The following is a 22,929-nucleotide window of genomic DNA, read 5'->3' as shown; positions in this document are numbered from 1 at the left end:
GTCGGCGGGCGATCCAGCAATGTGCGCGGGCGCGACAAGCCCAGCTTCCTCTGTAGTACCCTGCCGCTCGGCTGCGCGGTCGTTCATGCAAAAAGAAGGCATAGTGGCGGGATTGGCCCCCCCGGAGGCGCCTCAGGTCGGACGTGTGCGGCGTGTGCTCTCGCGCGTGCGGTCGGCCCTTCGGAGCGAGGCTCCGGCGGTCGCTCATCCGCGAGTCGAGCTCGTGTGCCGCGTCATCGCCGTCTTGGCTTCGTTGTGGTTCACCGCCGCGGTCGCCTGGGAGATGTTCGGCCCCATCGCGGTCGGCCACTGGGCGAGCAACGCCGCCATCGGCATCGCCGCCGAGAACATGTGGAAGTGGAAGATCATCGCGCCCGTCGCGATGTACCTGACGGACCCGCCGACGCCTGCCGTCTACTACTGCAACCACCCGTGGGGGATCTTCTGGACGACAGCGATCGTGGTCAAACTGTTCGGGCACCAGGACTTCGTGTGCCGGCTGCCCGCCGTCGTCATGAGCGCGCTGTCGGCGCCGCTCGTGTACGGCATCGGGCGACAGCTCTGGGGCCCCGTCGCCGGTGCCCTCGCGTGTCTCGGGTTCGTCGTTACCCCGATTGCGCTGGCGTTCGGCAACTTCAACAACCTCGAAGTGCCGGTCATGTTCGGTGTGCTGCTTGCGACCTGGGGTTACCTGCGCATGACCCAGACCTGGCGTCGGCGCTGGATCCTGGTCAGCGCGTTCGGGTTTTTCACCGCGCTGAACAGTGACTGGCCGGGCTTCTTCTTCAGCGCTGTCGTGCTCGCGTTCGGCCTGCCGCGTGGGATCTTGTTCAACGGTTTCTGGTACCCGTCCGTCGACCGTCGGCGCTTCGCTCAGTGGTGGGCGCTCGGTGCATCACTGGCAGTCGGGCTCTTGCTCTTTTATCTGGTGGCATTTCAGAAGGCTGGTCAGCTCGGCAATCTTTTAACCCAGGGCATGCACCGCTCCGCCGGCGGCAACATGGCGCTCGACGCCGTGCTCGAATCCCGCGCGGACTGGATCGACGCGAGCTTCACGCCGCTGGCGATCTTCATCGGCAAGGCGGCGCTGCCCCTGTTCGTGTTTCGCCTGCTCTTCCTGCGGAAAGACGCCGAGATCTTCCCGCTGGCGATGCTCGCCATGGCGGCGCTGCAATACGTCACCTTCAAGCAGGGCGCGGACATCCACTTCTTCTGGCCGCAGCCCTTCGCGCTCTACTTCGCATTCTCCCTCGGCCTGTTCGCCTGGACGTTCGAGGCCGTTGGGCGCGCGCTCGTGCGGCGGTTCGGGCGTCAGGGCATGCTGTGGCCGCCGGCCATTGCGCTCCTGTTCACAGCGTGTGTTCCAATCGCGATGTTCCCCGATGGAGTCGCCGGGTTGGTGCAATCGCGCCGCACCGGCGGACGCTTCGACGAGCGGGGTGATCTGATTCACCAGGATGTCGACAAGATCACCGTGCTCAAGTGGTTGCGCCGAGACCTCGAGAGCGGGACGACGGTCATGTTGCACGACGGGATGAAGGCCTGTTGGAGCATGGACTGGGCCCTCAGGCGTCCGATCCTCGTGGGCGCGGTGCCGGTGGGGCCTCAGGTCGGTGAGGCGCAATACTTCGTGCTCGACACGCGTTTTGCCTACGCGACCGACTTGACCAAGCTTGCTGACAGCTACGCGGTGCGCGCGGTGGGGGCGTTCTGGATCGCCGACCGCTCCAAACCCAAGGCGCTGCTCGATGGGTTCTCACTCTCGCAGCGCGAGCCGACCCGGCTCGAGTGGTACTTCCGGCAAGGTAACGATCCGATGTACACGGTCGTCCCCGATCCGTTCGTTACCTGGGAGCTTCGGCATCACCTGAAGCAGGAGCCGAACGCTGTGCCAACGGGCACCGCGAAGACCTTCGAGCAGCGTCGCATTGCGCACAACGCCGCGGTCGCGTCCGGCGACCTGGCGCTGGCGGAGCGACTGCGGCAAGAGCTGGTGGACGAGCTGGACAAGTCCGCTGCGACCGACTTCAGCGGCGGGGTTCGACTGCTCGGCACGCGGATGCAGCCGGGGATCGGCGGGCGATTCAGCGTGTATTTCCTGGCGCCCGGCCCCATCGAACCGGATGCAACGTTCAACCTGAGCGCCGAGGTGACCAAGACCCGGCGCTGGACGTTGATCGACCTGCCAACACGCCTGCGCGCTACCGGCATGCCGTTCGAGATGCCAACGCCGCTGTGGAAGGCCGGCATGATCTACCGGAGCGAGAGCGAGATCCGCCCGCGACCCGGCACCGAGAAACACAACGGGTCGTGGGGCGCGCGGCGCGGCACCCCTTCTCTGCCGGTGAAACCCAGCCCGGGCGAGCACACGGTGCTGACGACGGTGTGGTGAAGATGACCGGGGGATCCAGGGATTGGGCGAAGCGCCTGCGAGAGGCAGCCCGCGATCAGCGGGCGGGGATCGCCGTGTGCCTGATCGCCCTCGGCCTCTACCTGTGGTTCTGGTTCGCGGAGCGAGCCAAGGACGCTCCGGGCAACTCCGATCCCCACTACATCTGGCTCTACGCCCGCTCACTGGTGTTCGACGGCGACTTCGACTTCAAGAACGACTACGCGCTGTGCGGTGATCCGTTCGCACTCGGCAAAGATCACGGAACGGGTCATGTCGCGAACCCGTACTACCTGGGTCCGACGATGTTCCTCGCACCGGCGCTGTTCCTGGTGCGTTTGTTCGTGAAGCTGCCGCCGGGGGCAAGGCCGGACGTACTCGCCGGGTGTCGCGGGCCGCTCGCAGGTGATGCGTTCGCCATCGGCTGTGTCGTGGGTGCGGTCTCGCTCTACCTTTGTTACCGACTGGCGCGGCGGTTCGTGGGGGACGGCGCCGCGGCGGTGAGCGCGGCGCTGTTCGGTTGGGCGGGGCTCCTGGCCGCGTATTCCGGCCTGTGGCCCAGCTACTCTCACGTGTACGCGACGTTTGGTGTCGCGCTGGTCGCGCTCACGTCGCTGCGGGCCCACGAGAAGCCGGAGTCCTGGGCGCGCTGGGTGGTGGCCGCGCTCGCGGTCGCGATCGCACTCTTGCAGCGACCCCCTCAGCTCATCTACGGCCTGCTCCCGCTGACCGTTGCGCTGATTCATTTCCGAAGAGACATCCGCAAGTTGGCGGGCGTGCTTGGCGTGCTCGCCGCCGGCGCGGCCCTCGGCGTGGTGCCGCTCTTGATGCTCTACAAGTACATGTACGGGCACTACACCACGAGCCCGGCGAGCGGCCCGTACCTTCACTTGTCCCAGGCGCACCCGTTCCTGCTGCTGTTCGCGCCGCATGGGGGACTGTTCTACTCGACGCCCGTTGCCTGGCTCGCGGTCGTGGGGCTGGTGTTCGCCTGGAAGCGTCGTGCGATGTGGGCGCTAGTCCTGCCGCTGGTCGCAGCCGGCGCCATCGAAGGGTTTCTCTACTCCGCGGTGCTCGACTGGCACGGGTCGGGAACGTTCGGCGCGCGCCGCCTCACCCCGTTGACGCCGCTCTTCGTCGTGCTCGGCGCGCTGGTAGTCGAGCGCATCGCCGCGTGGTTGATGGCCAAACCCGAGCGCTCGCTGTGGTTGGTGGGTGTCGGAGCAACCGTGCCCTTTGCGCTCCTGGTTCAGGGCAACATGCTCGGCCAGACACGCGCCGTGATCCCGTGCTGTCGCGGGGCTTCGCAGGCGGTGCAGTACGGAGAGAGCTCGAAGCTCTTGTGGCAGCTGGTGGACGAAAAGATCGGCGACGTTGCCGTCTACCCTGCAGCGCTGGCGTTTGCCGCGCGCTATCGGGTTCACCCGAACCGCTGGCGGGACGCGACCCAGTCGGACTGGTACATGCGCGACTTTCGATCCTTGAAGTTCAGCGCACAGGGGTTTCAGCTCGGGGACAAACGCCTGGTCAGCGACGGGTTCGAGGCGGTTGGCTCCTCGGCCCGCATGACCACGACGAAGGCCCGGGTGATCTTCGCGGCAGAGTGGCCGTTTGCGAGCCGGGTGCTCGTGCGCGGGCACGCCGACCGAAGCACGCGGGTGGAGCTGACCCTCGGCCACACGTTGGCTTCGTCCACCGTGGGCAGCTTCGAGCTTCAGCCCGGGGCGTCTCGGGTCGAGCAGGTCGCCGTGCCGAGCGGCGCCTTCGGCTCCGGGATCCTGGAGCTCGGTTTCCACACGAGCGACGCTCCCGGAGCCAACGTGGTGATCGACGACGTGCGCTTCGAGGATGACGCGAAGTACATCATCCCTTGAGCCTTCGAGGCCCAAGCCGCGGTGTAGCGTCAGGCGAGCTGCGCGCTTTTGCCCAACCTGGCGAAGTGCGCGGTGATCGCCTCGATGCGTCCCTTGTTGAAATCCAGGAACTCGATGTCCAGATGGCTCAAGCCCATCTCCGCCAGGAAGAAGAAGCGCTCGGCTTTCAGCTTGGTGTTGATCTCTTCGAGTTTGATCCGCTCGACGCATGGCAGCGTCGCCATCACCTCGGGGTTGGTCCAGGCCTTCATCAGATGAAGCTGCAGTTCGGTGAGGCGCTCGAGGCCGGAGAGATCGGGCAGCTTGACTACTCGCGACTGCCTCACTGTGAGGCTCTCGACTCTGGCGAGCGCAGCGATGAAGTCGACGTCGACGAGCTCTTTGATCTCGCTCAGCTGAAGCACTTCCAATGCTGGCAGGCGCGTCAGAGCTTCGAGCCCACCCACCTGCTGCACGCCGTCGAGCGTGACTCGGTGCAGCCGCGGCAGCGACTCGATGAAGGCGAGGGATGGTACCGCCGCGGACTGGATGTGGAGCTGCTCCAGCGCGGAGCAGGTCCCGAGTGAATCGAGTCCTTTGGCGGCACCGCACACGAAGACCTGGGTGAGCGCCGGCAGCTGGCCCACGAACTCGACGTCCGGCAGGCTTCCGCGGAGGGTCAGGCGTTCGAGGTGTCGCAAGGCGCCAAGGGCTGAGAGTCGGGCTTGTTTGGAAGCGGAGACCTCGAGTCCGCGGACGTGTTCGAGGGAGGCTACGGTCTCGAGCTCTGCCTCGGTGAACTTCGCGCCCTTCAGGTTGGGCGAGATGTGGAGGTTCAGGTCGGGGCGCAGCGCGAAGACCTGCCCATCGAGTTGACGCAGACAGTCCAGCGGATCCGTTCCGAAGGAGAAGCTGACTGAGCCGCCTATTTGCACCTTCTGGACCGCGGCGCGCATCTTCGCCGGGGTCCACGGAACACCATGCATTGCGTGTGTCATGAGCTGGCCGTAGGAGGGGCGGTTAGCCCAGTGTCGCAAGATTTGCTCGGCTGACCAACAGGTCGAATGCGGGGCAAAACCCTGGCGAAGTCCCGAGCGACGCTCACGGGGCGGTCTGAACTCAGTAGGTCACTTCGCAGCCGCGCCGCGCTACTCTCCCGTGCGATGTCCTCCCCCGAAGAGCGAACGCCAGACGGCATTCGGCTCGCAAGTTTGGAGCACGGCCTCGGCCTCGAGCCGGGAGGCGCGCTGCCCAGCGCGCTCGCCGGCTGGAGTGGCGCCGTGCTCGAGCTCACCGATGGCGCGACGCACTACGTCTTCGTTCATCAGGGCGAGGCCGGGCTCGTGTGCAACGCCGGGCGCTTCACGTTGAGCGCAGGCATGTACGCCGCCGTGGTCGGCCGGGGCAGCATCGGGGGCGCCGGCAAGGGGGTCGTCATGTCGCGCCTCGGACACTCGGGAGTGTTTTGCCTGGGTGGACCCATCGAGGCACGCGGTCGCCTGCGCTACATCGACGGCTGCACGGACTCGCTCCTGTTGCCGCCGAGCCGCCTTGGTGATCCGTGCCTGAACCACCTGCACATTCCGGCTCGCACGCGCCAGACCCGGCACACTCATCCGTCCGTGCGGGTCGGTATGGTCACACGTGGCTCGGGCCGATGTGTGACACCGACGCGAGAACACGACCTGTCACCCGGCGTGGTCTTCATCATTGCCGCCGACGCCGCGCACAGTTTTTTCACTGATGACGAAGCACTCGACGTCGTCGTCTATCACCCGGACAGTGACACCGGACCGACCGACGAAGATCACCCGATGCTGAACCGCACCATCATCACGCGGAGCGTGTCGGCGTGAAGTGTCCGAAGTGCGCCACCAGCCAGACCCGGCGCGAAGGCACCGCGTGCAAGAGCTGCAAGTATCAGTACGTTTTCGATCCGAAGAGCGACGGCATCACGGACACCAAGTTCATGGCGCTCTTGTCCGGCGCTAGCGCCAAGGACACCTACTACTTCACCTTCAATCAGCTCTACGCTCGTTACTGCCGTGGGCGAGAGCAGCGCATCCTGGCTGTGTTCGAGACTCTTCTCACCCTGGGCGGCAGGAGCGGCCGCCTTGCGGTGCTTGGCGGAGTCGTCGGTGTGGTCGTCGGGCGTGTGTTGGACTCGACCGCGCTCGTGCTCGTGTCGGCGCTGGTCATCCTGGTGGGGGTCGTCGCCTGGATTGCCGGTCGCTTTCAACGCCAGATTTCCCCCGAGGGCCGCGCGGCGGCCTCGCGTGAAGCATTGCGTGGCTGGGTCAACAAGTGGAGGGCCGCCGAGCGCCCCATCGAGCGACTGCTCGAGAAACCGTCGCTCGATCGTGCGCCCGGTCCGTATCGCGAGAGCGACATCTACGACTACGGTGTCGAGCGGATCTTGGTCGTGCAGCACGACCTGCTGGTCGATCTGTTCGTGAAGAACAACTTCCACGCCGATCAGCGGGCGCTCGTGCTCAGCGAAAATGGCTACCCGAGTTATCTGCTCTCTCATGCCAAGCGGCTGCTCCAGGAGCGAGCCGATCTGCCCGTGCTGCTGCTGCACGACGCGACACCAACCGGGACTCGCATGCGCGAGCGCCTGATCGCCTCCGGGCTCTTGCCGCTGTCCGGTCGTCAATTGATCGATGCCGGGTTGTTTCCCAAAGACGTCCCCAAGATCAAGGCCCTCGGGCCCACCGTCCCCGAGGCGACCGCGTTCGCGGTCCCGGTGGATCTGATCGCCTTCGGTGCGCTCGCCGGCGGCTTGGCGGGGCTCGCCCTCGCGCCACCGCCGGTCCCGGAATCGGTCGAGCATCCCCAGCCGCCGCAGCGACCCGCAGAGCCCGGCTCGACGGGTTCCGACGGAGGCGGGGCGTCTTCGGACTCGAGCTTCGAGTCGAGTCACGATTCGTCGGGCGATGACGGTGCAGCTCATGGCGGCAGCGCGGACTTCGGTGGCAGCGCGGACTTCGGCGGCGACGCCGACTTCGGCTGATGGGCGCGCTCTTCGGTTTCACAGGGCCTCCCGAGCCGCGCCTGCTCGAACGCATGAGCGAAGTGCTCGCTCACCGCGGTCGCGGCAAGGTCGTCAGCTTCGTCTCGGCACAGGGCAGCGTGGCCGTGCGTGCCGCCCGGCCCGAAGCTTCGCCGCGCTTGCGCTCCGCATGCCTCGCCTCGGAAGCCGACGCGTGTATCGCAATGAGCGGATACCTGACCGGCTCCCGGTTCGTGTCCCCCGCGCAGCTGCTGGCGGATTACCGCAGGCTGGGTCCAGAGCTCGTGAGCGAGCTCACCGGCGCCTTCACCTTTGCCGCGTTCGACGGCGCGAGGCTCTGTCTCGCACGCGACGGAGCCGGCGTTCGCACGCTGTACTGGGCTCGCCATGCGGGACGTCTGCTGTTCGCGGTGGAACCAAAGGGCATCCTGTCGGCGCCCGGGTTCCCACGCAGGATCCGCGCCGCCGCGGTCGCGCAGTACCTCAGCATGAGCTTCGTACCCGGCAGCGGCACCATGCTCGAAGGTGTGCACGAGCTTCGCCCCGGACATCGGCTCGAGCTCGAGGGCGCTGCGGCCGAGCCGGCGATCACGCGCTGGTACGAGTTCGAGGACGATCGTGAGCTCGAATCAGCGCCGGACGCCGAGTGGATCCGGCGTTTTGCCGAGCTGCACCGGGACGCCGTTGCGGTGCGGCTGCCCCGCGGTGAGCCCGTCGGTGTCTTCTTGTCGGGCGGGCTCGACTCGAGCGCCGTCACCGCGGAGGTCGCCCGACAACACGACGCCAAGGTCAAGACCTACGCCATCCACTTCGGGGACGACTACGACAACGAGCTGCCGTACGCCCGCTCTGTAGCAGAGCGTTGTGGCACCGAGCACGAAGAGGTGTTGCTGCGCCCGAAGGACTTCTTGCCGCGCCTGCGCCGCATCGTCTGGCACCTCGACGATCCGATCGGCGACCCGATCACGGTGCCCAACTTCGAGCTCGCCGGGCGCGTGTCGCGCGATGTGGCGTGTGTGTTCAACGGTGAGGGAGGAGATCCGGTCTTTGGCGGCCCCAAGAACATCCCGATGCTGCTCCACCACTGGTATGGCGGCATCGATCGAGACTCGGGGTTTCGCGCGCGCATGTACCTGGCTTCCTATCGTCGCAGCTACGAGGAGTGGGCGCGTCTGATGGTGCCCAGCTGGCGTTCCAAGGTGGATGCACAGCAGGATCTCGAAGGGGTGTTCTCGGGTGAGCTCGACGCCGAGCTGCCCACCGCGTTCCTGAACAAGCTGTGTGCGATCAACATCCGACAGAAGGGCGCGCACCTGATCCTGCCCAAGGTGGACCGCATGACCGGAGCCTTCGCCCTGACCATGTTGTCGCCGCTGTTCGACGAGCGATTGTTGAAGCTGTCTTTCCGGATGCCGCCGACCTTGAAGCTGCGGCAGGGTGTGGAGAAGGTAGTGCTCAAGCTCGCGTACAAGGACGCGCTGCCGGAAGCGGTGATTCGGCGCCCGAAGAGCGGCATGCGTGTGCCGGTTCACTTCTGGTTTCAGGGCGAGATGCGGCGTTTCGCTCGGAAGATCTTGAGCAAGAAGGAGATCGTGCGGGCTGGCATCTTCGATCCCAAGCGGGTCGCGCAGCTCCTCTCGTATGACACGGAGGAGGGACCGGGCCGGTACGGGTTACGCCTGTGGATGCTGCTCACGTTCGAGCTCTGGCGCCGCATCGTGGTCGAGGGTGAGCCCGTCTGAGTCGGCGCGCGCTCAACCCGGATGCCGCAACAGGAGCGCAATCGTCCGCGCGAGCTTGCCCTCGGCCCGCTTGCGCACGTCCGGCGCACCGCGACCCGCCGCGCGGACGAGCTTGAACAGGTGCTCGCGATCCACACTCGGGTGGTCCGCCAGAAAAGCGTCGAGCCCGGTGCTGCCTTCACCCAAGAGGCGCACCACCCACTCGCGCTCTTTGCCCTCGCCCGGTGCAGGCGCCGCCGTCGGAGCCGTGCCGTGCAAGAGCAGGGTGTCGAGTCGCGCGCGAACTGCCGGCCACTCGGCGTCCCGCAGTGCGCCACGCACGACCCGCTCTTGCCGACCGCGAGCGCGCGGGCTCTTGATCTTCTGAGCGTCGAGGATGGCGTCCAGGACCGGCTCCGGCAGGCCCAGTCGCCCGAGGTTCTTCTCACTGAGTGCGGTCAGCTCCCGGGTGAGCTCGAAGAGTGCGTCCTCGCGCACACGCCGCGCGCGCTTCTTGTCCGTGCGCGAGACCAGATCTTCGTCGGTCTCGGTCGTGGCCTCGGGTGAGGTCTCGTGCAAGCGTCGTCGGGGCATCTCCGTATTCGCTACCTTCCGTAGACTTCGATCTCACTGAGGGCGATGTAGCCCTTCTCTTTTTTGTTCACGATCAGCCGGACGTAGCGCGCGGGCTTACCGTCGAGTTTCTGGTGCCAAGGCTCTTCTGCCGTGAACAACGTGCTGCGCGTCGAGATTTCCGAGTAGCTCGCGCCGTCCTGTGAGAGCTGCAAGGTGAGCGGCAGGGTCTCGAGCTGATGGTTGTCGCTGCGGTGGTACACGACGACCTCCGAGAGTTTGTAGCTCTTGCCCAGGTCGATGATGACCCACGGCAGATGCTCGAAGGTCGTGTGCACCCCGAACCCGCGCCCTCGCACACCGTCGGTGGCGCCGGCCGGATCGGGTGTTCTCGGGAAGATGCTGCTCGTCGTCACCGGCTTGCCCCGGGCGACGTTGGCCGGCGCGAGCGCCCAAGCCACCGTCGCGACGAGCAGCGTCAAGAGGCCGGCCGCGACCGCCACCATGCGCAGGGCGCGGTTGACCTTGATGCGGCGCACGCTGCGCACCTCGAGCGCGCCGGCGAGCTGCCGGAGCAGGGCTTCGAGCTGTGGGCGGAGGCGCAGGGCCTCGCGAGGTTCGAGTCGATCGGCGGCGAGCACGTCCTCGTTGCTCAGAAAACCTTCGAGGTCCGTCGGCGCGCGCGCCAGCTCACCCGTTTCCGCGAGCGCTTCCAGCTTCTGCCATGCCGACGCCGCTCCGAGCACGCGTTCACCGTCGGCCTCTCCGCGCGCCACGAGGTGCGCGCTCACCAGGATCGCAAACGCCTCGCCCAGCAGCCTGAACGCGGGGCCGTTCTCGCCGGGACTGCGGAGCTGCCCGGCCGCGCCGACTCTCGCGCGCGCGGCGCCGAGCAGTCGGCGCATTTCCCGCCGCTGCTCCGGAGAGGCGCTCGCAGCGCGGCGCTCGGCCCGGCGGAGCAGGAAGCGCTCGACGAAGATTTCACGAAACAGGCGGGCCACGGAGCGGTTGCGGAAGGTATCGAAGGCACGCTGTGCTCGCAAGCGCTGTCACTTGCTGCTGCGGGCGCGACCGAGGCGTCGCGCTGCTTCGCTCAGCTCGCGCTCGTTCAGGCTGGCGAACCCGAGGCGCAAGAACGGTCGGGCTCGGCCGTCGAACGCAAAACGGCGCGCTGGCAGCACGACCACCCCGTGCGAGAGCGCGCGCTTGGCCCAGGCGTCCGCGTCGATGCCCTGGGTCCGAGCCCAGAGCGCCATGCCGCCGGTGGGGACCCGGATGCTCAGGCAGTCGCCGGTGTGGCGCCGGAGCGCCTCCAGCAGATGGTCGCGGCGCGCCTGATAGATGCGCCGGGCCTTGCGCGCGTGGCGCTGCACGACTCCGTCTTCGAGCAACTCGCCCAGCGCCGCCTCGAGCAGCAAGTCGCCCTGGCGATCGATGTGGGCGCGCACGCGGCTCATCGCTTCTATGACGGGAGGCGGCCCGACCACCCACCCAACGCGCAGGCCCGGTGTGAAGATCTTCGACAGCGTGCCGACGTAGAGCACCACCCCCGCGCGGTCCGCGCTTGCCAACGGGAGCACGGGTCGTCCTTCGTAGTGGAACTCGTGATCGTAGTCGTCTTCGATGATCGCAAAGCGGTGTCTCTCCGCCAGCCAGAGCAACGCGAGGCGACGCGGCGCGCTCAGCGTGGCCAGCGTCGGATACTGATGGTGCGGAGTGAGGTAGAGCGCACGGATCGGCCGGCGTTCGAGCGCGCGTTCGAGCGCACTCACGTCGAGGCCAGCGGCATCCACTGGCACCGGTAGACACTCGGCGCCCAGGCTCGAGAACACGTTCCAGGCCGGTCGGTACCCCAGCGCTTCGACCGCCACGACGTCGCCGGGCGAGAGCAGCACGCGCGCGATCAAGTACAGCGCCATCTGACTGCCGCGGGTTACGAGCACGTCGTCGGCCGCAGCGAGCACACCTCGCGTCGTGGTCAACAGTTCGGCGACCGCGCTGCGGAGTGCGGGGTGTCCCTGCTCGTTGCCGTAGCTCGACACCCGGACGCTGTCGCGCCCGAGCACCCGCCGGAGCGCCCGCCCAAGCTCCAGCTTGGGTGCAAGGCGTACGTCCGGCACTCCCCCGGACAAGACCAGCGCGCCGCGCGGCGGGGCGCTCTCGTCGAGGTCGGGAAATCGTCCGAGGTCGAAGCCGGGTCGTCGGGCGACCCCCGCGGGTGCAACGCTGCGAGTGAAACGCCGAGGCGAAGTCTCCGGCAGCGCGGACGAGACGAACGACCCCCGCGCTTCTCGTGCGACGATCCAGCCTTCCGCCGCCAGCTCGCTGTAGGCCGCAACGACGGTGTTTCGGTGTACCGCCAGCTCGCTCGCCAGCGTCCGCGCGCCGGGCAAGCGGGCGCCGGGACGCAGACGTCCGCGCCGGATGTCGTCCGAGAGCGCCCGCGCGATCTGGACGAACAGTGCCTCGCCCGCGTGTTCTGCCAGGTCGAGCGGCAGCCCGGAGCGTCGAACTGGCCTATCCGGTCTTTTCAAACTGTACCTTTCATCTAGTCCAGTTTGGGACACAGTGTCGCTTGCCACAAGGCAGGTGTGAAAATGGTCGCGAGCTCCCCCACCCAACGTACCCAGCTGAAACGCCACCCCGAGCGCGGGTCGTACGACCCGAGGGTCGTGCACGACATCCTGGATGCGGCGCTCCTGTGTCAGGTGGCCTTCGTCCGCGAAGGACAGCCCTACGTGCTCCCGACAGCTCACGTGCGCGTGGGGGACGAGCTCTTCCTGCACGGAGCCAAGAAGAACCGCATGCTCGCCGCGCTGGTCGAGGGCGTGTCCGCGTGTGTCAGCGTGACCATTCTCGACGGCCTCGTGCTCGCCCGCTCCGCCATGCACCACTCGATGAACTACCGCTCGGTCGTCATCTTCGGTCGTGGGCGCGAAGTCGAGGACGCGCAGGAGAAGCGGCGGGTGCTGGCCGCGTTGGTGGACCACGTCACCCCCGGCCGCTCGCTCGAAGTGCGCGAGCCGAACGACGCCGAGCTCTCGGCGACCCGCGTCGTGGCATTTCCCGTCGGCGAAGCCTCCGCCAAGATCCGGCGTGGTCCCCCCCTCGACCTCGCGTCCGATCTCGAGCGGCCGTGCTGGGCGGGTGTCGTGCCGCTCGAGCTCCGAGCGCTTCGGCCCGAACCTGCTTCGGACCTCGTTGACGGCGCAGCGATTGCGCCGCTCGACGTGGGCGGCGCGCGCTTCGAGTGATAACGTCCCGCGCGTGCGAAGTCTGCTCGCGCTCCCGCTTGCATTCGCGTGCTGCGCCGGTCCCGCCGCGCCGCCCGCGAAGCCGCCGGCCCCAGCAGCCGTCGAGCTGCCACGACCGGCCCGCGCTCGCGGTCTGGCGATGGCGCGAGCAAACCGGGAGTGTGTCCGCTGCCACGCGGACGTCGCGCGGGAGTGGCGGGGGTCACCACACCAGCGCTCGGATCGTGATCCGGCCTACCAGCGCGCCCTCGCTCGGGAGCCACTCGCCATGTGCCGGAGCTGTCACGCGCCGGAGGCTGACCCTTCTGCCGACGCACCGGCGGAGCTGTCGCAGCTCGGAGTGGGCTGTGTCACCTGTCATCTGAGCGGCGAGGTCGTGCTCGCGGCGCCGCGCGCGGAGGCCGGCCCGGAGCGCGCCCCGCACCGTCTGCAGCGTGACGCCCGCTTTGCATCGGTCGGAGCCTGCGCTTCGTGTCACGAGTTCGCTTTTCCGGACACCCTTGCGCGGCCCCGACCCGAGCTCATGCAGTCCACGGTCAGTGAGCACGCCCGGGGGAAGTTTGCGGGGCTGGCCTGTGCGACCTGTCACATGCCGAAGGACGGCACGCGACGCCAGCATGGGTTTTCGCGCCAGCGTCGCGAGTCGTCGCTGAAGGACGCCATCGTCGTACGGGCGCGACGCATCTCGTCGCGCCGCGTCGAGCTCGAGCTCGAGAGTGTGGGTGTGGGGCACGCATTTCCCACAGGCGACCTGTTCCGTCGCCTGGAGATCTCGGTCGAAGCCGTGGGCGACGACTACGCCAGCGTCACGCGTAGTGTGCGGTATCTCGCGCGCCACTATCGCCCGCTCGGCAAGGTTGGTGTCCCGCGTCGGGTGATCCACGACGATCGCCTCGGCGCCGACGGAACCCGGTGGGCGCTCGTGGAGCTCACGCTGGCGCCCGCAGCGGACGGTCTTCCGCTCGCCTGGCGGGTTGCCTACCAGCGCGTCGAACACCCCGCGGGCGTGAGCGACGAGAGCGCCGTCATCGAGAGTGAAGTGACCCTCGCACAAGGGGAGCTACCCGTGAAGCTGGAGAAACCATGATGTCCGTCAAGACCTGCTCGTTGTCGTTGGGTGTGGTGGTCGCAGCCGCTTGCGGCGGAACAGCTCCGCCTCCTGCCGATGGCCCCGCGCCGCCAAGTGCAATGCCCACCGCAGCGTCGGCGCCCTCGTCGGCAGCCAGCGCGACTGCCTCCGCGCCGGTACCCGACGCACCGAAACACGCCAAGAGCCCGTTCCACCTGCTTGTCCGTGCCGAACATCCGCTCGATCTCTACCCGGTGGGTGAGCGGCTGTTCGTGCGCAGCAACGGCGGCATCCCGCTCGCGTTGGTCGACGGCGACCGCCTGATCGAAGACGAAAAGTACGGCAAGGGCCTGGAAGGTTTCATGGGGATCCGCGGGATCGTCGGCAGCTGGCCCGACGACGCCTGGGCTGCCATCACGCTCTCGAACGGCCGCGTTGGCTGGGGTGGTATCCGGAAGTGGAACGGAGGCAGCTGGGCCACGTCGGGCAACGACCTGGGACAGCGCTGGATCTACGCCGGCCTCGCGACCTGGTCCGGCGGCCTCTTGGCGCTGCTCTACAACGTGATGCCGTACGACACCAATGACACTGTACGCTTCAAGTGGCTGGGTTCAGCCAAGCGCCCGCCGCTGCCCGTCACCACCAAGACGAGCTGCGGGACCTTGGTTCGAGCCTCCGGCTTCACGGCGCTCCCAACCGGAGAGGTCTTCAGCGCGGGGGCCACCTGTGACGACGACAAGTTCGCGATCGAGTGGTGGAAGGCGGGCGCGACGCGCGGACAGGTCGAGCGGTTCGACGGACCGAATCCTTACAACGAGACCTACCTGCTGGCGCGCACGGCGAAAGACGTCTGGGTCATCGGCGACGCATGGAAGAGCGCGATCACGGTCCACTTCGACGGCGAGCGCTTCGAGGTAGTGAAGAACCCGTTCGTCTTGCCCACAATCTCCGCCTCGCTTGGCAGCGATGGAACGTTGTGGGTCGTGACCGGGCAGCCCTTCGACAACGACAAGGTGCAGGGAACAGTCTGGAAGCGAGCGCCGAAACACGACTGGGAGAGGGTGGCCCTGCCCGAAGGTGTGACCTCACCCACGAGTGTCCACGCGGCAGTCGACGGCCGCGTGTGGCTCGCCGCGGGCAACGGCTTGTACCGCACGACACCTCCCGCCGCTCAGGTCCAGGAAGTGAAGTGGGAGTGGGGTCGGCAGTTTCCCGGCCACGTTCGCATTCCCAAGCTCGCGACCGAGGGCTGCAAGGACATCTACGTGTTGATGTACGGCATCACCAAGGTCACGCCGAAGGACTACGACTTCCCGCTGACCCGCAAGGCCATCAAGGGACACACCGAGCTCGCCGGGACGCGTTTTGCCGAGACCGAGGACAACGGCAAGCGCTACTTCGGAGCGTTCGTCCCCACGCTGGCGATGGGGAAGAAGATCGAGAAGCTGGTGCGCGAGAAGGTGAAGGGCTCGCAGCCAGCCGTGATCTGCTTCGCGCCCCGTGTCCTCCGCGACATCGACATCGATCTCGCAACCGGCGAAGTGAAGAAGTAGGGACGCTGGCTCAGTTGCGGCGGGCCTTCTTGGCCTCTTCGCCGACTTTTTCCAGCATGCGCGCGAGCTCCGCCATGGCTTCGGGGCTGGGTTTGTCCTTCTTGGGTGGCTCCGAGCCGCGCGGTGGCGGGGAGGACGATGGCTTCTTGCCTGCTGCGCGCCAGCCAGACCAGGTCGGCGGGGGTTTCCAGGTCACGCCCTGTACCCGCTCGGCGCCGGACGAGCGGCGCGTGGAACGACCGCCCCGCGCGAGTTGCCCCACGAGCTTCCAGGCTTCATGCCCGTCGAGCGGCGGCACGGGCAGCAGGTTCAGCGCGATCAGCCAGAGATTGGTGAAGGTGAACACACTGACCATGTCGGCCATGAACGCGGTGTGAGGCCTGCCGACCAAGGCGAGGGTCGCGAACGTAGCCGCGAGCAGCAGGCCTTGGGCCACCACACCGCCCCAGGCAATGATACTGCGCTGCACAGCGGTGGCTCGTCCCGACCAATGGCAGAGGCCGCCGAAGCCAGTGATGTCGATGCCCTCGACGCGCAGGCGGAAGGACCGAACCAAGAATGCATGACCGAGCTCGTGGATCAGGACGAGCAAGACGAAGCCGAGCCAGAAGCCGGGGGCGTACCGGAACCCGCCGAAAACGAGCGCACCGATCGGGAGCGTCCAGTGCAGGCGGATGGGGATCCCTCGAAGGCGGGCGATGGTCAGAGAGCCGCGGTCGAGCATGCTTTCCGCCATGTTAATCACCTGCGCCCTCGTGCCCAGGGGGCGGGTGTGCCGTGCGGCCCACTCCGGCTTACTTTCTGCTGTAATCACCCTCGGTTCGCACCCCTCTCCAGGGTGACTACCGCGGAAGGACCGGCCCGGCGCGTCATGGACATGAAGCTCTTCGTCACTGTTTTTTCCACCGTGTTCCTCGCCGAGCTCGGGGACAAAACCCAGCTCGCGACGCTGCTCTACGCGGCGGATGCCAAGACCTCGAAGTGGATCGTCTTCTCCGGCGCCGCGCTGGCGCTGGTCGCGACCTCGGCCCTGGGAGTGCTCGGTGGTGCGCTGATCTCCAGGTACGTCAGCGACAAGGCGTTGCACTGGGTGGCCGGTCTCGGTTTCATCGCCGTCGGTCTCTGGACGCTCGTGAAAGCTTAGCCGTAAGCTGCGCCGGTGAAACCGTCAGCGTGGCTCGCTCTCGCCGTAGTCTATTCTGGTTGTGCGCCCAGCCCGCCACCGGCGTCGGACTCGGCAAGAGCCGCCGAGCCGACTCCGACGTCCGCGCCGCCGAGCGCGACGAGCGAGCCTGCCGCGCCCCCGAGCGCGAGCGCCGCGGCCGCTCCGAAGCCGATTGATCTCGATCAAAAAGCGAACGAGCTCGCCCACCGCTTCATCATCCTGGACGGGCACGTCGACGTTCCGTATCGCCTGTGGCAGTCCCGCGACAAGGCGGGCAAGGTCACGGAAGACGTCGCGGAGCGCACAGCGAAGGGCAACTTCGACTACCCGCGCGCCGTCACGGGCGGGCTCGATGCGCCGTTCATGAGCATCTACGTGCCGGCCAAGTTCGAGGCTGGCGGCGCGAAGAAGCTGGCGAATCAGCTGATCGATCTGGTCGAGGACATTGCCAAGAAGTCCCCCGACAAGTTTCGCATGGCGCGCTCGACCGAGGAGGTCAGGCAGAACAAGAAGGACGGCAAAATCTCGCTCTTGCTGGGCATGGAGAACGGGTCACCCGTCGAGAAGAAGCTGGAGAACGTGAAGTTCTTCTTCGATCGCGGCGTGCGCTACATCACCCTCGCACACTCGAAGGACAACCACCTCTCGGACTCGTCGTACGACGACCGTCACAAGAACAAGGGGTTGAGTCCGTTCGGAAAGCAGGTCGTGGGCGAGATGAACCGGCTCGGCATCCTGGTCGATGTTTCGCACATCTCCGACGATGCGTTCCGGGACGTGATGAAGGTGAGTACGGTCCCGGTGATCGCCTCGCACTCGTCGTGTCGGCACTTCACGCCGGGCTGGATGCGCAACATGAGCGACGACATGATCCGAGAACTGGCATCCAAGGGAGGCGTCATCCAGATCAACTTCGGCTCCGGTTTCCTCGATCCGAAGCTGCAGAAACAGGAGACCGAACGCTGGAAACAACGGGCGGCGCTGCTAAGAAAACACAAACTCGAGTCGAACGATGCTCGCGCAAAACCTCTGCTAGAGCGGTTCGAGAAGGACAACCCGGCGGGGTTTGCGAGCGTGGCGCAGGTCGCGGATCACATCGATCACGTGAAGGCGCTCGTGGGCGTCGACCACGTCGGATTGGGCAGTGACTTCGACGGGGTGGGGGACTCGCTCCCGGTCGGGCTCAAGGATGTCGGCGCCTATCCGAGTCTGATAAAGGTCCTCTTGGAGCGCGGCTATTCGGACGCCGAAATCGAGAAGATCTGCTCCGGCAACGTGCTTCGGGTGTGGCAGCGGGTCGAGGTCGCGGCGGCGGCGCAGGCCGATGCGGCCTCGCACAAGTGAGCGCGCCGGCGCCCGCGTTTTCGTCGCGGGCGGTGTTGGCGTCACTCATGGCGGCTCCTCCGGTCATTCTGGTGTTTGCGCGTCGGACCGCTGATGGAGCTCGATCACGTTGCGATCTGGATCTCGCACGAAGATGGCCTGAGCGCCCGTAGGAAACTTCACCGGACCCCCGCTCGGGGGAAACCCCGCCGCTTCGAGCTCCGCCTTCGCCGCCAGGATGTCCGGGCAGAAGAGCGCAATGTGGGTGATGCCCGGGTGTTTCTCGGGAACGTCCATCAGGACGTTGGTTGCTCGCGGGTCCTTGGCGTTGAGCACGAGGTTGAGCTCGATGCCGGACGGGTGTTCCAGGATCGCAACCGGCTCCGGTCCGATCGGTCCCACGGTCTTCTCGAAGCCGAGCAAGCGGTAGAAGCCCAGCGACCGTTCCAGGTCATGGACGCGGATGCCAACGTGGGCTAGCCCACGCAGTGTGATGGTCATTGCTTCAGCTTAGTTCGCCCGCCTGGCAATCTTCACCCGTGGACTGCCGCGCGCCCCGCTTTTGATCTGCTTGCCGTCTGCCGCAAGTCGGGAAAAGCTCCAGGGATCTCAACCCTTCTAGTCGGAAGGGCTGTCGACTGCGATGGACTACCGGGACGACCGCGAAGCGCTGCGACAGCGGCTCGAAGTGCTCGAGCTGGAGAACGCTGCGCTTCAGCGCGAGAACGAGCAGCTGAAGCAGCCGCCGCCGCCCGAGCCCATCGAGCAACCAGCCAGGGTGCACACGCTCGCTCCGGCGCCGCGGAAGATCTCCTTAGCGCTGGCGTTCTCAACCTTGTTCCACCTGTTCACCTTCAACATGGTGATCTTCGGTGTCTGGCTGGTGGTGCTTCCCGCAGGGTACGCGCTCGCCACACACCAACCGCTGGCGTGGATCTTCCCCTACCTCGTTCCGGGGTTCATGCTGCTGCGCAACCTGCGGGCCCTCTACCTGCTGATGAACGGTGTGGCGGCGCCCGCCGCGGTGCTCGAAGCAGACGACTCGTCGTCGTGGAGCTACTCGACGAATGTCGGCAGATCACTGGCCGGCTGGGGTGATCAGGGCGACGAGTACGGGGGCTCGTTCTGCAAGACTCGTGTGCGCATCGGCCTCCCCGATGGTCCCTTCGCCGAGCGCACGCTGCGTGGCAGGCCCTACGAGGGCGGCATGTTCCTGTTCGACCCGGCCAAGCCGTCGCGGAACGTCGGCACCTGGGAGCTGCCGGTGCCCGTCCGCCCGGGTCCCGATGGACAGCTCCCAACGTCCGTCGGGGTGTTCCGTTTCGTTCTCGGGCTGCTCGGCGCCGGCGCGCTCGGAGTTCTGTTGGCTCTGCCGGTTCTGCCTCACCTGTGAGACGCGGGTGCGTTCACGTCGGTTTGTTCCAAGGCACGTCTGCGACTCCCGCCTCGTGGTTGGTGCGTCGGGCCAGCACGAACAAGAGGTCGCTCAGGCGATTGAGGTAGATGACGACCTCGTCGCGGACCTTGCTCGCGCGCCGGAGCGTCACCACACGCCGCTCCGCGCGGCGACAGGTGGTGCGTGCCGCGTGCAGCGCCGCGGCGCCGGCGGTGCCTCCGGGCAGGATGAAGGCGGTCAGGGCAGGGAGAGCCGACTCCGAGCTGTCGATGGCCGCCTCCAGCCGCTCGATGGCCGCAGCGGAACACAAAGCGAGCTTCATTCGCTCTTCGTGGCCGGGTACACACGCAAGCTCGGCGCCGAGCGTGAACAGATCGTCCTGGATCGCCCCGAGCAAAGCGTCGAGCTCCGCCGGCAGTCCCGTGGCGCGCGCGCAGCCGATGGCCGCGTTCGTCTCGTCGACCGTGCCGTACGCGTCGACGCGCGTGTCGTCCTTGTCGACACGCGCGCCGCCGAACAGCCCGGTCTCGCCGCTGTCTCCGGTCTTCGTGTAGATCTTCATCGCCGAAGCGTGAAGCCGCCGCTCGCGGCGATCAATCGTTCTTGCTAGCTCAGGCCGAGAAGATCTCTTGGATCTCGCCCTCGATGCTCGCGGCCGTGACCTTCTTTGCCAGCGCCAGCTCTTGGATCAAGAGCGAGCGGGCTTGGTCGAGGAGGCGGCGCTCACCGAACGACAAGTCCTTGTCGAACTTCAGGCGGTACATGTCGCGCAGAACCTTGGCGATCTCCGCCGGCAGTCCACTCTTGAGCATCTCGGTGTAGGCGCGGAATCTGCGGTTCCACGGCTGAACGTCCACCGCCACCTCGGGTGCGCGCAGGATGTCGAGGATCTTCTCGGCTTCCTTCTTCTTCATCACCGGGCGCAGTCCAACGCGGCTAGCCGCTTCCATTGGAACCATCACCTTGAGATCCGAATCGACGATCTTCAGGACGTAACAGCTCGTGCGATGCCCCCCGAAGTCCTTCTCTTCGAGCTGCACAACTTCCCCGACCCCGTGTGAGGGGTGTACGGCCCTGTCTCCAACCTTGAAGGTGGGCGCCGTCGTACTATTCACCTGCGACTGCATATCGTCTCCTGATTGCCTCGTCGGGGTCCCCCGGAACGACAAGTCGGTGGCGCTTACTACGATCGGCGTGTCCGGGTCAATCCCGATGGGAGCCCGGCCCGCGGTTCGAGCGGCGCGTTTTGACGAAATCACGGCAGGTCCGGCTCGTTTCGGGGCGGCGGTTTCAAGTCGAGAATTTCCCAAACCTCCGACATCACCGCGGCGCGCAGTCCCTGGGCCATGGGCAAGGCGGCGACCTCGAAGCTGACGCGCAGGGCGTCCGGCGTTGCGACGATCTGCGGGGGCTCGGCCTGGTCGAAGCCGAGCAGTTTTCCAAGTCCACTTCCCGTCAGATCGGTCCACGCGAGGGCGGCCTGCGCCGCGGGATCGGACTCCGCTTCGCCGAAGCTCCCAGCGATCACGATCACGGCGGACAGGTGCCCATCCGCCGCTGGCTTCACTGCGATGCCCACGGCGGTCGCTGCGGCGAGCAACCCACGTGCCCCTTGGGTCCATTCGCCGGTGAAGGGTCCAGGTGCGTAGAACCTCATGGGTGCGCGCTCGAGCTCGGCCACTGGCAGCGACGAGAGCGCCGAGCCCCGCAGAGCCGAGGGTGACTTCGTGAGCTTCTTCCGGGCGTACAGCTCGACGATTCGAGCGGGCAAGGCGGAGCCGACGGAGACCGCGACCAGTCGTTCGTCGATGCGCACCAGAGTCTCGGGTGTTTGTCCGACCACACCGCTCAGCCGATGGATGCGTGGGTGGGGTCGGTGGATGCGGGTGCCTGCGAGCAGGCGCTCCGAAAACCTCTCCTCCGCCGTCGTCGACGAATTTCGAGCGTCGGCGACATACAAAGTGGCGTGATCGAAGCCAGCGATGAGACCGTCGGAGAGCTGTCTCAGATCGACGCCGCTGTCTTTTGAGTGAGCTTCGAGGCGCTCTTTCGGCAGCAGCAGCTCGATGGCCTTGGCCAGGGAAGCGTCCGACCCGATCTCCTTCGGTCGCCCCAGGACCATCCAGCGCAGGCCTGCGGACGGCACGTAGTCGGAGAGCGGGCCGTCGTGAAGCGGTGGTGTCGGTTGGCTCTCGGGAGCCTTGGCCGCCGGTGGCGACGCGGGCGCGCACGCGGCTGCGAGCGACAGCCCGAGGATCAGGCTCGCCGCTCGCGCGCGTCTCACGAACCGACCCGGATCCGGCAGAAACGTCGGTTTTTCGAGCCGACCCGGACCAAATAGGTCTGGCCCGGACGGAGCTCGAACAGCCCGTCCTTGACCACCGTGCCGTCGACCTCCACCCCGCCGCCCTGAATCATGCGCCGCCCCTCGCCGTTCGACGCGACGAGTTTGACCGTGGCCAGCGCCTTGGCCAGGAGCAGCTTGTCGCCATCGGGCGCGACGTCCGCTTCGGGCACGTCTGCCGGAACGCCGTCCCCCAGGTACGTTGCTCGGAACGTGGCCTCGGCCGCCGCCGCCGCGTCCGCGTGGTGGAAGCGAGTCACGACCTCACGAGCGAATTCGGCCTTGCTGCCGATGGGGTCCCCCTTGGCGCGCAGCTCCGCGATCTCGGAGGTGGAGCGGGGTGAGAGCAGCTCGAAGAAACGCCAGATGACCTGGTCGTCGATCTGCATGCACTTGCGAAACATGTCGACCGGCGGTTCCGTCAGGCCGACGTAGTTGTCCGCGGACTTGCTCATCTTCTTGCCGACGACCTGCCCGTCGACCATGTGCGCGTCGATGCCCTCCAGGATCGGCGTCGTGATCACGATTTGCGGCTTTTGCCCGAAGCGCTGCATCAGATCTCGGCCTACCAACAGGTTGAAGAGCTGGTCGGTGCCGCCGAGCTCGACGTCGCTCTCCATCACCACGGAGTCGTACCCCTGAAAGAGTGGGTACAAGAGCTCGTGCAGGTAGATGTCGCGGTGTTGTTCGAGGCGTTCGCGGAAATCTCGTCGCTCGAGGGTGCGTGCAACAGTGCGCTTGGCGGCGAGCTCGACCATCTTGTCGAGGGTCAACGCCCCGAGCCATTCGCTGTTGTAACGGACCCGCGTTCGCTCCGGGTCCAGCACCTTAAAGGCCTGTTCTTGATAGGTTTTCGCGGCTGACAACACCTGCTCTCGGGTCTGCCGCGGACGCATGTCGTTCTGGCCCGTGGGGTCGCCGACCATCGCGGTGAAGTCCCCGATCAAGAAGGTGACGTTGTGCCCGAAGTCCTGGAACTGACGCATCTTCTGCAGCAGCACCGTGTGGCCGAGGTGCAGGTCGGGTCGCGTCGGATCGAAGCCCGCCTTGATCTCGAGCGGGCGTCCTTCGCGCAGGCGATCGAGCAGCTCGTCCCGTTGCACTACGTCGACCGCACCACGGGTCAGCTCGGTGAATTGTTCTTCGGCGCTCGGCATACGACAAACCCAAGGAAGGAGAGTGTTTTGTCGCCTCTCCTTGCCGCGTCCGCGTCCGGAAAGCTACCCCGACAAGCGTCTGGCGCCACGGGACTGTCGCGAGTGGACCTGCCGTAACG

21 protein-coding genes are annotated in these 22,929 nt (G+C 66.7%); 11 read left to right on the top strand and 10 right to left on the bottom strand.

What is annotated here, in order from left to right; translation table 11 throughout:
• The first annotated feature begins 103 nt into the window (after positions 1 to 103).
• Together IPI67_32175 and IPI67_32170 are read left to right on the top strand one after the other, a co-directional pair.
• Complete coding sequence (locus IPI67_32175) at positions 104 to 2,392, top strand: glycosyltransferase family 39 protein (GenBank protein ID MBK7584834.1); 2,289 nt, start codon at positions 104 to 106, stop codon at positions 2,390 to 2,392.
• 2 nt (positions 2,393 to 2,394) lie between these two features.
• Positions 2,395 to 4,263, top strand: coding sequence for a glycosyltransferase family 39 protein (locus IPI67_32170; protein MBK7584833.1), 1,869 nt, complete (start codon positions 2,395 to 2,397; stop codon positions 4,261 to 4,263).
• Positions 4,264 to 4,292: 29 nt separating this feature from the next.
• Here IPI67_32170 and IPI67_32165 read toward each other — a convergent pair whose 3' ends face one another.
• Positions 4,293 to 5,240, bottom strand: coding sequence for a hypothetical protein (locus IPI67_32165; GenBank protein ID MBK7584832.1), 948 nt, complete (start codon positions 5,238 to 5,240; stop codon positions 4,293 to 4,295).
• 165 nt (positions 5,241 to 5,405) lie between these two features.
• Here IPI67_32165 and IPI67_32160 point away from each other — a divergent pair, with 165 nt between their 5' ends.
• The 3 genes from IPI67_32160 to IPI67_32150 are packed head-to-tail and all read left to right on the top strand — an operon-like array spanning position 5,406 to position 8,997.
• Entirely contained in the window at positions 5,406 to 6,098 is a 693-nt protein-coding gene (locus IPI67_32160) for an AraC family ligand binding domain-containing protein (protein ID MBK7584831.1), read from the top strand.
• Positions 6,095 to 7,255 (top strand): hypothetical protein, encoded by a 1,161-nt coding sequence (locus tag IPI67_32155; protein MBK7584830.1) that lies wholly within the window; start codon positions 6,095 to 6,097, stop codon positions 7,253 to 7,255. Before IPI67_32160 ends, IPI67_32155 begins: the two co-directional genes overlap by 4 nt.
• Entirely contained in the window at positions 7,255 to 8,997 is a 1,743-nt protein-coding gene (locus IPI67_32150; protein ID MBK7584829.1) for an asparagine synthase, read from the top strand. Before IPI67_32155 ends, IPI67_32150 begins: the two co-directional genes overlap by 1 nt.
• 12 nt (positions 8,998 to 9,009) lie before the next feature.
• On the opposite strand, the gene IPI67_32145 is transcribed toward IPI67_32150, so the two are convergent.
• Genes IPI67_32145 through IPI67_32135 form a run of 3 tightly spaced genes read right to left on the bottom strand, consistent with a single transcriptional unit; the run spans position 9,010 to position 12,047 of the window.
• Positions 9,010 to 9,570 carry a DUF615 domain-containing protein gene (locus IPI67_32145; GenBank protein ID MBK7584828.1) on the bottom strand — a complete coding sequence of 187 codons (561 nt, stop codon included), beginning with the start codon at positions 9,568 to 9,570 and terminating at the stop codon, positions 9,010 to 9,012.
• An 11-nt stretch (positions 9,571 to 9,581) separates the two neighbouring features.
• Positions 9,582 to 10,592: a discoidin domain-containing protein gene (locus IPI67_32140; GenBank protein MBK7584827.1), complete on the bottom strand. Its 1,011-nt coding sequence runs from the start codon at positions 10,590 to 10,592 to the stop codon at positions 9,582 to 9,584.
• A gap of 6 nt (positions 10,593 to 10,598) precedes the next feature.
• The gene (locus tag IPI67_32135; protein ID MBK7584826.1) at positions 10,599 to 12,047 is read right to left on the bottom strand and encodes a PLP-dependent aminotransferase family protein; all 1,449 of its coding nucleotides are present in this window, start codon (positions 12,045 to 12,047) and stop codon (positions 10,599 to 10,601) included.
• Positions 12,048 to 12,146: 99 nt separating this feature from the next.
• On the opposite strand from IPI67_32135, the gene IPI67_32130 reads away from it, so the two are divergent.
• The 3 genes from IPI67_32130 to IPI67_32120 all read left to right on the top strand — a co-directional run bounded on the left by IPI67_32130 (position 12,147) and on the right by IPI67_32120 (position 15,425).
• Positions 12,147 to 12,803, top strand: a complete 657-nt coding sequence (locus IPI67_32130; protein MBK7584825.1) for a pyridoxamine 5'-phosphate oxidase family protein — start codon at positions 12,147 to 12,149, stop codon at positions 12,801 to 12,803.
• A 139-nt stretch (positions 12,804 to 12,942) separates the two neighbouring features.
• Positions 12,943 to 13,890: a hypothetical protein gene (locus IPI67_32125; protein ID MBK7584824.1), complete on the top strand. Its 948-nt coding sequence runs from the start codon at positions 12,943 to 12,945 to the stop codon at positions 13,888 to 13,890.
• Positions 13,887 to 15,425 (top strand): hypothetical protein, encoded by a 1,539-nt coding sequence (locus IPI67_32120; GenBank protein MBK7584823.1) that lies wholly within the window; start codon positions 13,887 to 13,889, stop codon positions 15,423 to 15,425. Before IPI67_32125 ends, IPI67_32120 begins: the two co-directional genes overlap by 4 nt.
• Positions 15,426 to 15,435: 10 nt before the next feature.
• Here the strand turns inward: IPI67_32120 and IPI67_32115 are convergent, their stop codons facing one another.
• Positions 15,436 to 16,161, bottom strand: a complete 726-nt coding sequence (locus IPI67_32115) for a hypothetical protein (GenBank protein MBK7584822.1) — start codon at positions 16,159 to 16,161, stop codon at positions 15,436 to 15,438.
• 135 nt (positions 16,162 to 16,296) lie between these two features.
• On the opposite strand from IPI67_32115, the gene IPI67_32110 reads away from it, so the two are divergent.
• Positions 16,297 to 16,569 carry a TMEM165/GDT1 family protein gene (locus IPI67_32110; protein MBK7584821.1) on the top strand — a complete coding sequence of 91 codons (273 nt, stop codon included), beginning with the start codon at positions 16,297 to 16,299 and terminating at the stop codon, positions 16,567 to 16,569.
• A gap of 15 nt (positions 16,570 to 16,584) precedes the next feature.
• Positions 16,585 to 17,934: a dipeptidase gene (locus tag IPI67_32105; protein ID MBK7584820.1), complete on the top strand. Its 1,350-nt coding sequence runs from the start codon at positions 16,585 to 16,587 to the stop codon at positions 17,932 to 17,934.
• Positions 17,935 to 17,997: 63 nt separating this feature from the next.
• On the opposite strand, the gene IPI67_32100 is transcribed toward IPI67_32105, so the two are convergent.
• Entirely contained in the window at positions 17,998 to 18,414 is a 417-nt protein-coding gene (locus IPI67_32100; GenBank protein ID MBK7584819.1) for a VOC family protein, read from the bottom strand.
• A 142-nt stretch (positions 18,415 to 18,556) separates the two neighbouring features.
• On the opposite strand from IPI67_32100, the gene IPI67_32095 reads away from it, so the two are divergent.
• Positions 18,557 to 19,306 (top strand): hypothetical protein, encoded by a 750-nt coding sequence (locus tag IPI67_32095; protein MBK7584818.1) that lies wholly within the window; start codon positions 18,557 to 18,559, stop codon positions 19,304 to 19,306.
• A gap of 13 nt (positions 19,307 to 19,319) precedes the next feature.
• Here the strand turns inward: IPI67_32095 and IPI67_32090 are convergent, their stop codons facing one another.
• From IPI67_32090 to IPI67_32075, 4 genes are all read right to left on the bottom strand, one after another.
• Positions 19,320 to 19,871, bottom strand: coding sequence for a cob(I)yrinic acid a,c-diamide adenosyltransferase (locus IPI67_32090; GenBank protein ID MBK7584817.1), 552 nt, complete (start codon positions 19,869 to 19,871; stop codon positions 19,320 to 19,322).
• A 49-nt stretch (positions 19,872 to 19,920) separates the two neighbouring features.
• Positions 19,921 to 20,436, bottom strand: a complete 516-nt coding sequence (locus IPI67_32085) for a CarD family transcriptional regulator (protein ID MBK7584816.1) — start codon at positions 20,434 to 20,436, stop codon at positions 19,921 to 19,923.
• Positions 20,437 to 20,564: 128 nt separating this feature from the next.
• Complete coding sequence (locus tag IPI67_32080) at positions 20,565 to 21,593, bottom strand: hypothetical protein (GenBank protein ID MBK7584815.1); 1,029 nt, start codon at positions 21,591 to 21,593, stop codon at positions 20,565 to 20,567.
• The gene (locus IPI67_32075) at positions 21,590 to 22,810 is read right to left on the bottom strand and encodes a tyrosine--tRNA ligase (GenBank protein ID MBK7584814.1); all 1,221 of its coding nucleotides are present in this window, start codon (positions 22,808 to 22,810) and stop codon (positions 21,590 to 21,592) included. Before IPI67_32075 ends, IPI67_32080 begins: the two co-directional genes overlap by 4 nt.
• Between the last annotated feature and the right edge of the window lie 119 nt (positions 22,811 to 22,929).

This window comes from Myxococcales bacterium (genome assembly GCA_016706225.1).
Classification (GTDB): Bacteria; Myxococcota_A; Polyangia; order Polyangiales; family Polyangiaceae; genus JADJKB01.
Note: the sequence above shows the minus strand (reverse complement) of the source record. Positions and strands in the feature narration are given on the sequence as shown.